This window comes from Flavonifractor plautii ATCC 29863, assembly GCF_000239295.1.
Classification (GTDB): Bacteria; Bacillota; Clostridia; order Oscillospirales; family Oscillospiraceae; genus Flavonifractor; species Flavonifractor plautii.
The window spans coordinates 1-8,694 of record NZ_JH417683.1 but is presented as its reverse complement, the minus strand read 5'-3'; the positions used below and the strand labels follow the sequence as shown (position 1 = coordinate 8,694).

General features: G+C 62.4%; 9 protein-coding genes. 6 read left to right on the top strand and 3 right to left on the bottom strand.

Annotated features, from left to right (window positions below; all coding sequences use genetic code 11):
* Positions 1-40: 40 nt before the first annotated feature.
* Both HMPREF0372_RS04845 and HMPREF0372_RS04840 read right to left on the bottom strand, forming a co-directional pair.
* Positions 41-835: an SDR family NAD(P)-dependent oxidoreductase gene (locus tag HMPREF0372_RS04845; RefSeq protein WP_007489454.1), complete on the bottom strand. Its 795-nt coding sequence runs from the start codon at positions 833-835 to the stop codon at positions 41-43.
* A gap of 19 nt (positions 836-854) precedes the next feature.
* The gene (locus tag HMPREF0372_RS04840) at positions 855-1,208 is read right to left on the bottom strand and encodes a cupin domain-containing protein (RefSeq protein ID WP_007489453.1); all 354 of its coding nucleotides are present in this window, start codon (positions 1,206-1,208) and stop codon (positions 855-857) included.
* Between the two features lie 401 nt (positions 1,209-1,609).
* Between HMPREF0372_RS04840 and HMPREF0372_RS04835 the strand changes: the two genes are divergently transcribed.
* From HMPREF0372_RS04835 to HMPREF0372_RS04815, 5 genes are all read left to right on the top strand, one after another.
* Positions 1,610-2,071: a winged helix-turn-helix transcriptional regulator gene (locus tag HMPREF0372_RS04835; RefSeq protein WP_009260808.1), complete on the top strand. Its 462-nt coding sequence runs from the start codon at positions 1,610-1,612 to the stop codon at positions 2,069-2,071.
* A 170-nt stretch (positions 2,072-2,241) separates the two neighbouring features.
* On the top strand, positions 2,242-3,579 hold the full coding sequence (locus HMPREF0372_RS04830) for an MATE family efflux transporter (protein WP_007489450.1): 1,338 nt from the start codon (positions 2,242-2,244) through the stop codon (positions 3,577-3,579).
* 179 nt (positions 3,580-3,758) lie between these two features.
* Positions 3,759-4,604 (top strand): transketolase, encoded by an 846-nt coding sequence (locus HMPREF0372_RS04825; RefSeq protein ID WP_230979254.1) that lies wholly within the window; start codon positions 3,759-3,761, stop codon positions 4,602-4,604.
* 2 nt (positions 4,605-4,606) lie between these two features.
* Positions 4,607-5,554, top strand: a complete 948-nt coding sequence (locus tag HMPREF0372_RS04820; protein ID WP_007489445.1) for a transketolase family protein — start codon at positions 4,607-4,609, stop codon at positions 5,552-5,554.
* Positions 5,551-6,378: an HAD family hydrolase gene (locus HMPREF0372_RS04815; protein ID WP_007489444.1), complete on the top strand. Its 828-nt coding sequence runs from the start codon at positions 5,551-5,553 to the stop codon at positions 6,376-6,378. Before HMPREF0372_RS04820 ends, HMPREF0372_RS04815 begins: the two co-directional genes overlap by 4 nt.
* Before the next feature lie 57 nt (positions 6,379-6,435).
* On the opposite strand, the gene HMPREF0372_RS04810 is transcribed toward HMPREF0372_RS04815, so the two are convergent.
* On the bottom strand, positions 6,436-7,794 hold the full coding sequence (locus HMPREF0372_RS04810) for an MATE family efflux transporter (protein ID WP_007489443.1): 1,359 nt from the start codon (positions 7,792-7,794) through the stop codon (positions 6,436-6,438).
* A 69-nt stretch (positions 7,795-7,863) separates the two neighbouring features.
* On the opposite strand from HMPREF0372_RS04810, the gene HMPREF0372_RS04805 reads away from it, so the two are divergent.
* Positions 7,864-8,664 (top strand): MerR family transcriptional regulator, encoded by an 801-nt coding sequence (locus HMPREF0372_RS04805; protein ID WP_007489441.1) that lies wholly within the window; start codon positions 7,864-7,866, stop codon positions 8,662-8,664.
* The last annotated feature ends 30 nt before the right edge of the window (positions 8,665-8,694 follow it).

Genomic DNA, 8,694 nt, shown 5'->3' with positions numbered 1-8,694 from the left:
GTTCTTGATTTCTTTCATGCTGCTCGACTTCCTTCCAGGCTTAGCAGGTCAGGTAACCGCCAGAGCAGTCGCAGTTGGCACCCGTGATGTAGTTGGAGGCGTCGGAGGAGAGGAACAGGGCGTAGCCCACGAAGTCCTCAGGCTCGGCCAGACGGCCGATGGGCTCGCGCTTCAGGAAGTTCTGATACACGGCGGACTCGGGATCGAACATCCACTCGGTCAGATCACTGCGGAACACGGTGGGGCAGATGGAGTTGACGTTGATGCCGTACTTGGCGCTCAGGTCGCAGGCCATGGAGGACACCATCAGGTCGGCGCCGCCCTTGGAGGTGCAGTAGCCGGTGTAGCCGGCCATGCCGCGCTTGGAGCGCTGGGAGGTGACCACCACGATCTTGCCGCCCTTGCCCTGGTCGACCATCTGCTGGGCAACATACTTGCACACCACATAGACGCTCTTGCAGTCGGCATCCATGATATACTGCCAGTCGGCCACGGACTGCTCCAGAATGTTCTGAGGCTTGTTAAAGCCGTGGGTGACGGCCAGGATGTTGACCTCGCCGTACTGGGCCACACAGGCCTTAATCATGGCGTCCACCTGGGCCTCGTCGGCGGGATCGGCCACGCCGTAGGCGCAGTCGATGCCCTCGGCCTTGAACTCGGCCTCCAGAGCCTGGAGCTTCTTCTCGTTGCGGCCGGTCATGAACACCTTGGCGCCGGCATAGCCGTAAGCCTTGGAGAGGACGCAGCCCAGAGCGCCGGTGGCGCCGGTGACCAGGGCGACCTTGCCCTTCACGGAGAACATGTTGTCGACGAACTCTTTCTTCACGTTGACCATTTCTGCTTCCTCCTCTTACTTACTGCGCGTCGGGATAATTGATGATGACCAGCATCTTGGCGGGCTTGCCGCTCTCATTCTTCAGGCCGCGGCCCTCGTTGGGGGGGAAGGAGATGGACTCGTTCTTGTGGATGACGTACTTGTTGCCGTCTTTGTCGGTAACGGTCATCTCGCCCTCCAGGACGAAGTAGACCTTCTCCAGGGGGTTGTCGTCGTAGGCCCAGTCAGCGCCGCCGTCGGGCTCGAACTCGGACACACCGATCCAGAACTTCTGGGCGCCGGTCTCGTCCTTGCCGTGGTAGCGCTTGCAGGTTACGCCAAAATGACCGGCGGGGAAATAGGGCTCCAGCTCTTCATAAGTACGCTTGATCATTTGAAATCCGCTCCTTCTTATGTCAGCATTTTCAGGAAACCAATGCGATGAATTGGAACTTATGCTTTCCTTTTCGAGCCGTAGTGTATCGGAAAATAAAAATTTGTGCAATACCCACAATTATGTAAGTAGATAACCTGTAGGTTTGCACGTACCAAAAGGTAAGTGCTCCGAAATTGTATAATTCGAATAAAAGAGAAAAAGGGATATTGTGTAAACTATTCGGTACAAAAGTGTATCTCTGTGGAAGTTGGATAGGTTGCACAAATTTCAGCAAAAAATTTTGGCGCGTTACAGTGGGGCGGAAAAAGTTTTCCTTGTGGGAGTGGTGGGGGTGTGATATGATAATGCAGGTCTATCTTTATATAGTTGTATCACAAAAGAAAATGAGGTGAACGCCTGTGAAAGCGGACAATTTTGACACACCGACTAATCCCTATCACTATGTGTTGCACTGCATCGGCGGAAAGTGGAAGATGACCATTCTCCATGAAATCTATACGTACGGCAGTATCCGCTTTAACCAGACGCTTAAAATCCTGCCCATCTCGGAAAAGGTGTTCAGCCAGCAGCTCAAGGAGCTGGTGGAGGCGGGGCTGATCCGCCGCATCTCCTACGACACGGTGCCGCCCAAGGTGGAGTATGTGCTCACGCCCAGCGGGGAGCAGCTCATCCCTGCCCTGGACATACTCTATATCTGGAGTATCCGCCAGATGCACGACCGCAGAATCCCCATCGATGCGGATGCCTTTGTAGTGCACAAGTCGGAGAAGTATGTGGACGCACTGGGTGACATCATGCGGGAGAACAACTTCTGGCCCGGGCGGGAGCGCCGGCGCGGCGTGGAGCAGGGCGAGGAGTAAACGTATATTGCGTTATTATAGGGAATTATAAGGAAACGGGCGGCGGAAGCCGTCCGTTTTTGTGTGGTGGTGACAAAAAAGTTAGTATTGCCTTGCCAGGAAATCCGCAGTAAACTTTAACAACGTGTAAAGAAACGGGGAATTGAACGCATATAAGGAGGGGGTACGCTATGCCCGCTGTAGAACAGGATCTTACCCAGGGCAGCGTCACGCGCAAGCTGGTCCGGTATGCCCTGCCACTGGTGGCGTCCAGCCTGCTGCAGGCTATTTATAGTATCACGGACATCATCATCGCCGGGCACTACATCGGTGATGTGGGAATTTCCGCCATCAACAACGCCAGCATCATTATGAATATGCTCACCCAATTGGCCATTGGGCTGACAGTGGGTGGGAATGTGCTGGTGGGCCAGTATTTCGGCAGCGGCGACCACGAGAACCGTCGGAAGTCCGCGGGCAACATGCTCACCGTGGGCCTCATCGCCGGCCTGCTCTTTGCCGCGGGCATTCTGCTGCTGGGACGGCCGCTGCTGATTTTGCTCCAGTCCCCCACCCTGGAGGAGGCCACCGCCTATCTGAGCATCTGCGGCGTGGGCCTGCTGTTCATCTTTGTCTACAATTCCCTCTCCGCCATCCTGCGCGGGGTGGGCAACTCCCGCATCCCGCTGTACTGCATCATTGCGTCGGTGAGCCTCAACGTGGTGCTGGATATCCTGTTCGTGGCAGGGTTCCACATGGGGGTGGCGGGGGCGGCCCTGGCCACCGTGATCGGCCAGGCGATATCCTGCCTGACCGCTCTGGTGTTCTCCCTGCGCCACCGGGCGGATCTGGGCCTGCTGCCCCGCTATCTCCGCCCCGAGGCGGAGATGGTCAAACGCACCCTAAAGCTGGGCTTTCCGGTAGCCCTCCAGTGGACCATCGCCTCCATCTCCTGGCTGGTGGTGCTCACCCTCATCAACAAGTACGGCGTCACCGTCTCCGCCGGCAACGGCGTGTCCAACAAAATCCGCGACTTCTGCCAGCTCTTCCTCTCCGCCCTGACCACTGGCGCGGGCACCATGTGCGCCCAGTGCCTGGGAGCGGGCCTCTATGACCGGGCCGAGCAGGTGATGAAGACCTGCATGAAGCTGGCCCTGGCCATGGCGGCGGTGATTATCGTGGTGGCCGAGGTGTTTGCCCCCCAGTTTGCCATGATCTTTACCCCCGATCCGGAGGTGCAGCACTGGGCGGTGGTCAACCTGCGCATTGAGATTGTCTGCCAGCTCTTCTACGCCGGCATGTTTACCTACAACACCCTGGCCACCGGCTCAGGGCATACAGTGTTCATCATGTGGAACTCCTTCCTCAACTGCATCGTGGTGCGGCTGATCCTGGCTGTCGTCCTGGAGCACTTCCTGGGCATCTACGGCGTCTACATCGCCTGCGGCGTCGCCGTGGCCAGCTCGGTGCCGGTGGGCTGGTGGTTCTACCGCTCAAAGCGATGGATGACCATGAAGAACATCCACTAGAAATAAGGGGCCGGGGGCGCCTGCGCGCCCTGCCGGCCCCCCTTTTTTCCCCAAAGCCGCGCAGAGAAACCAATGTTTTTTACAGTTCGCCAGTTGAAAGCGCGGGCCTGGTACGATATACTTAATACAGACAGTTCAAAATACGGCCATCGGGCTGAGAAATGGGAAAGGTGAATCGGATGGAACAGGCAAAGGTTCAAAACCTGGCATTGACGGCGGCGCGTTCCCGGCTGCTGGCGCTGGATATGGTGTACGGCGCGGCGTCGGGACACATCGGCGGCTCCCTGTCGTCGCTGGATATCCTCACGACCCTGTATTTCCACGTGATGCGGGTGAGCCCCGACGCTCCGCAGGCCCCGGAGCGGGACCGCTTTGTGCTCTCCAAGGGGCACTGCACGCCGGCGCTCTACTCCACTCTGGCCCAGCGGGGCTTTTTTCCACTGGAGGAGCTGAAGCAGTTCCGCCGTATTGACGGGCACATGTCGGGCCATGCCGAAATGCGCCACGTCAAGGGCGTGGATATGTCCACGGGCAGCCTGGGGCAGGGAATTTCCGTGGCCGTGGGCATGGCTCTGGCGGGCAAGGCGGACGGCCGGGACTACCGGGTGTATGCCCTGCTGGGAGACGGCGAGATCGAGGAGGGTCAGGTGTGGGAGGCCGCCATGGCGGCGGCCAAGTACCGCCTGGACAACCTGTGCGCCGTGGTGGATGTCAACGGCCTGCAGATCGACGGCGCCACGGCGGACGTGATGCCCTCCGAGCCGCTGGATCAGAAGTTTGAGGCCTTCAACTGGAACGTCATCCGTGTGGACGGCCACGACTACGCCGCCCTGGCGGAGGCGTTCGCCGCCGCCGCGGCCTGCAAGGGAAAGCCCACGGTGCTCCTGGCCAGGACGGTGAAGGGCAAGGGCGTGTCCTTTATGGAGGGGGACTACGGCTGGCATGGCAAGGCCCCCAACGCCGAGCAGTATGAGAAGGCCCGGGCGGAGCTGTCCGCCCGCGTGGCAGAACTGGAGGGAAAGTAAGCATGGCAGAGAAGATTGCAACCCGCGCGGCCTACGGCGAGGCCCTGGTGGCCCTGGCGGAGGAGTACCCGGAGTTGGTGGTGCTGGACGCGGACCTGTCCGGCTCCACCATGACCAAGGGCTTTGCCAAGGCCCATCCCGACCGCTTTTACAACATGGGCATCGCCGAGGCCAACATGACCGGCGTGGCCGCCGGCCTGGCCGCCTGCGGCAAAAAGCCCTTCACCAACACCTTTGCCATGTTCGCCGCCGGGCGGGCGTGGGAGCAGGTGCGCAACTCCATCGCCTATCCCCGGCTGAATGTCAAGGTGGTGGGCTCCCACGGCGGCCTGTCCGTGGGAGAGGACGGCGCCACCCACCAGTGCATCGAGGATTACGCCATCATGCGGGCCATCCCCAACATGATGGTGGTCTCCCCCTGCGACGGCCCCGAGATGCGGCAGGCGGTGCGCGCCCTGCTGGACTATGACGGCCCCGCCTATCTGCGGCTGGGCCGCCTGGCGGTGGAGAGCGTCACCGACGCCATCCCCGGCTACACCTTCCACCTGGGCCAGGGCGTCACCCTGCGGGATGGCTCTGACGCGACGGTAATCGCCACCGGCATGATGGTGCAGATGGCGCTGAAGGCGGCGGAGCGCCTGGCGGAAGAGGGCCTGTCCGTCCGGGTGCTGGATATGCACACCATCAAGCCCCTGGACGGGGAGCTGGTGCTCAAGGCGGCGCTGGAGACCGGGGCCATCGTCACCACCGAGGAGGCCAACGTGGTGGGCGGCCTGGGCTCGGCGGTGGCGGAGTTCCTGGCCGAGCACTACCCGGTGCCGGTGGTGCGCCACGGCGTCAACGACGTGTTCGGCCGCTCCGGCAAGGCGGAGGCCGTCCTGGAGGCCTACGGCCTCACCCCGGAGGGCATCGCGGAAAAGGTGCGCCATGCGGTGAAGCGGAAGAAATGACGGACATCAAGCTCATCTGCCTGGACATGGACGGCACCCTCCTGGGGGCCGACCACGCCACGGTGCCGGCGCGGAATATCCGCGCCCTGCGGGCGGCGTCGGAGCGGGGGGCGGCGGTGGCCGTCGCCAGCGGCCGGCCGTGGGGATTCCTGCACGAGGTAGCGGAGCAGCTGGGCGTACTGCGCTACGCGGTGCTGTCCAACGGAGCCGCGGTGCTGGACGTGCACACGGGGGAGTGGCTGTACCGCAACTGCCTTCCCGAGGAGACCCGGCAGGCGCTGACGGAGCTGCTGCTGGAGGAGGGCGTACCCTTTGAGGTGTACTGCGAGGGGGAGAGCTGGATTCAGCGGGACCGGCTGGAGGGCGTGCTGGCCCACACCTTCTCCCCCGAGTTCCGGCAGGTGCTCCGGGAGCATGCCCGCCTTCCGGAGGAGCTGAACGCCGCCCTGCGGGGGCGGATGGCGGAAAAGTTCCATATATTCTACGTGCTGCCCCAGCGGCGGAAATCCCTGATGGAACGGGCGGCGGCCTGCGGCGCGCTGGAGATGGTCACCTCTTTCGCAGAAAATCTGGAGTTTACCGCCGCCGGCGTCAACAAGGGGACCGCCGTGCAGGCCCTGAGCGCCCGGTTGGGGCTGGGGCCGGAACAGGTGATGGCCTTCGGCGACGCGGGCAACGATCTGGAACTGCTGGCCTGGGCGGGGTGGTCCTTTGCCATGGCTAACGCCTCGGCGGAGGCCAAGAAGGCCGCCCGCTATGAGACCGGCTCCAACGCGGAGGGCGGCGTCGGCATGGCGGTGGAGCGCTGGCTCCTGGCGGAATAAATCAGAAACGGCGCATGGCCTTTTGCCATGCGCCGTTTTGCCAGGTGGCGGGGAAGCTCAGTCCAGCGGCCTGGCATCCGGTATCCCATCCCTCTCCCCGCTGGCCTCCCGACGAACCCGGCGGAAGTAGCGGATCAGGAAGAACAGGGTAATGAGCAGGCAGAGGGACTCGGACACCAGGGGGGAGAGCCAGATGCCGTTGGCACCGAAGAGAAAGGCGAGCACCACCAGACAGCCTGAGATCAGCACCAGCCCTCGGCCGAAGGAGATGGTCAGGGAGGGAATGGGGTGCTCCATGGCGGTGAAGAAGCCGGAGATCACCACATTGAAGCCCACAAAGAGGAAGGCGAAGGAGTACAGCCGCAGAGCGGACACCGAGGAGGCGAACAGGGCGCTGTCCGGCTGGAGGAACAGGCCCACCACCGCCCCGGCCAGCACCTGGCACAGGACAAAGAAGCCGGCGGCGAAGCAGGCGGCCAGGCGGATGCCGTAGGTGAGGAACTTGTGGCACACCGGCCGCTCCTCCGCCCCCAGGTGGTAGCTGCACAGGGGCTGGATGCCGTGGGCGATGCCGATCACACTGTTAAGCACCATGGTATTCACATAGCTGATGATGGTATAGGACACCAGGGCGTCGGGGCCGATGACACGCTGTATGATGTGGTTGAACAGGAAGATGACCATGCCGTTGGAGAGCTCGCTGAGGCCGTCGGCGGTACCCAGGGGGATAATGCGGCGGTAGGCGCCGGGGTCGGGCCTGAACCGGCCGAACCGCAGGGGATAGCGGTGGGTGAGAAAATAGACGACAAACACCGCCGTGGACGTGGCCTGGGCCAGCCCGGTGGCCAGGGCCGCCCCCCACACCCCCCAGTGGAGATGCATGACAAAGATGTAGTCCAGCACCACGTTCATCAGGCCGCAGGAGATAACGCCGATGATGCTGACATGGGGCGCGCCGTCGGCCTTGACCTGGACCTCCAGGTTGTAGGACACGGTGAAAAAGACGGAGAAGCAGGCGATGACCCCCACGTACTCTTTTACCAGGTGGTGGTTTTCCCCGGTGGCCCCCAGGAAGTCCGCCACCCAGTCCAGGTTGAACAGGACCAGCACCGCCAGGAGCAGGGTGGCGGCGATGACCACGAACAGGTTCTGGTTAAAGTAGTTGCGGGCCCGCTCCACGTCCTTCTGTCCCAGGGCGATGGACAGGACGGTGGAGGTGCCGGTGGCCAGCAGGATGCCCAGGGTGAACACCAGCGACACGAAGGGCAGGGACAGGTTGACGGCGGTGAGGGCGTGCTCTCCCACGCCCCAGGCCACGAACATGCCGTCCACCAGGGAGTAGAGCGAGAAGATCCACATGGACACGATGGACGGAACGGTGAATTTGAAAAAGCGGCGTACCAGGTTCAAGTTCATAACCCCCTCTTGTTAAGATCATGTTAAACCCTCGTACTATCCGAAAGTCAAGAGCCGGAGGGAAAAAAGTTGAAGCAATTTTATCAGATCCACGAGCTGGCCAAGCTCTTTGATCTCTGCCCCGACACCCTGCGCTACTATGAGGAGAAGGGGCTGCTCCACCCGGTGCGGGGGGAGAACCGCTACCGCATGTACGGCATTCAGGACGTGTGTACCCTCAACATCATCCGCGCCCTGCGGGAGCTGAAAATCCCAACCCGGGCCATCCGCACCTATCTGGAGCGCCGGTCGGTGGGGGAGACGCTGTCCCTGCTGGACCGGGAGGAGGCGCTGCTCCGCCGCCGCATGGCGGAGCTGGAGGCGGCTCTGGAGGAGGCGCGGGCCCGCCGGGCCAGGCTGGAGCAGTACCGCGCCGCGGAGGACGGACGGGTCTTCTTCCGCCGGGAGGCGGAGCGGCCCTATGTGTTCCTGGAGGAGGACATCATCCTGGAAAAAGAGATCGACTTCCTGCTGAAAAAGCTGGAGCACCGCCACCAGGACTATCTCAAAATCATCGGCAGCCAGTGTATGGGGGCGGCGGTGGACGAGGAGTGGCTGTCCCGGGGGGTGTATAACCACTTCTCCCGGGTGTTCTTCCTCACCGAGCCGGGCCTGCCCCATGACGACGCCCTCCCGGCGGGGGAGTACGCCTGCCTCTATTACCGCGGGGCCTATGACCGCCTGGAGGAGCACTGCGGCGTCCTGCTGGCGGGGATCGCGGCGGCGGGCCGCCGCCCGGCGGGGCCGCCCCTGGAGCTGTACCGGGTGGACGCCCACGACACCAACCGGGAGGAGGAGTACGTCACCGAGCTGCAAATGCGGGTGGAATAACAAAACTGTCCCGCGCCGGAGCCATCCGGC

Bases quoted from the DNA above. Each gene is read 5' to 3' on its own strand.
- HMPREF0372_RS04815 (WP_007489444.1), top strand. From the start codon at position 5,551: ATGACGGACATCAAGCTCATCTGCCTGGACATGGACGGCACCCTCCTG.
- HMPREF0372_RS04820 (WP_007489445.1), top strand. From the start codon at position 4,607: ATGGCAGAGAAGATTGCAACCCGCGCGGCCTACGGCGAGGCCCTGGTG.
- HMPREF0372_RS04830 (WP_007489450.1), top strand. From the start codon at position 2,242: ATGCCCGCTGTAGAACAGGATCTTACCCAGGGCAGCGTCACGCGCAAG.
- HMPREF0372_RS04845 (WP_007489454.1), bottom strand. From the start codon at position 835: ATGGTCAACGTGAAGAAAGAGTTCGTCGACAACATGTTCTCCGTGAAG.
- HMPREF0372_RS04840 (WP_007489453.1), bottom strand. From the start codon at position 1,208: ATGATCAAGCGTACTTATGAAGAGCTGGAGCCCTATTTCCCCGCCGGT.
- HMPREF0372_RS04810 (WP_007489443.1), bottom strand. From the start codon at position 7,794: ATGAACTTGAACCTGGTACGCCGCTTTTTCAAATTCACCGTTCCGTCC.
- HMPREF0372_RS04825 (WP_230979254.1), top strand. From the start codon at position 3,759: ATGGAACAGGCAAAGGTTCAAAACCTGGCATTGACGGCGGCGCGTTCC.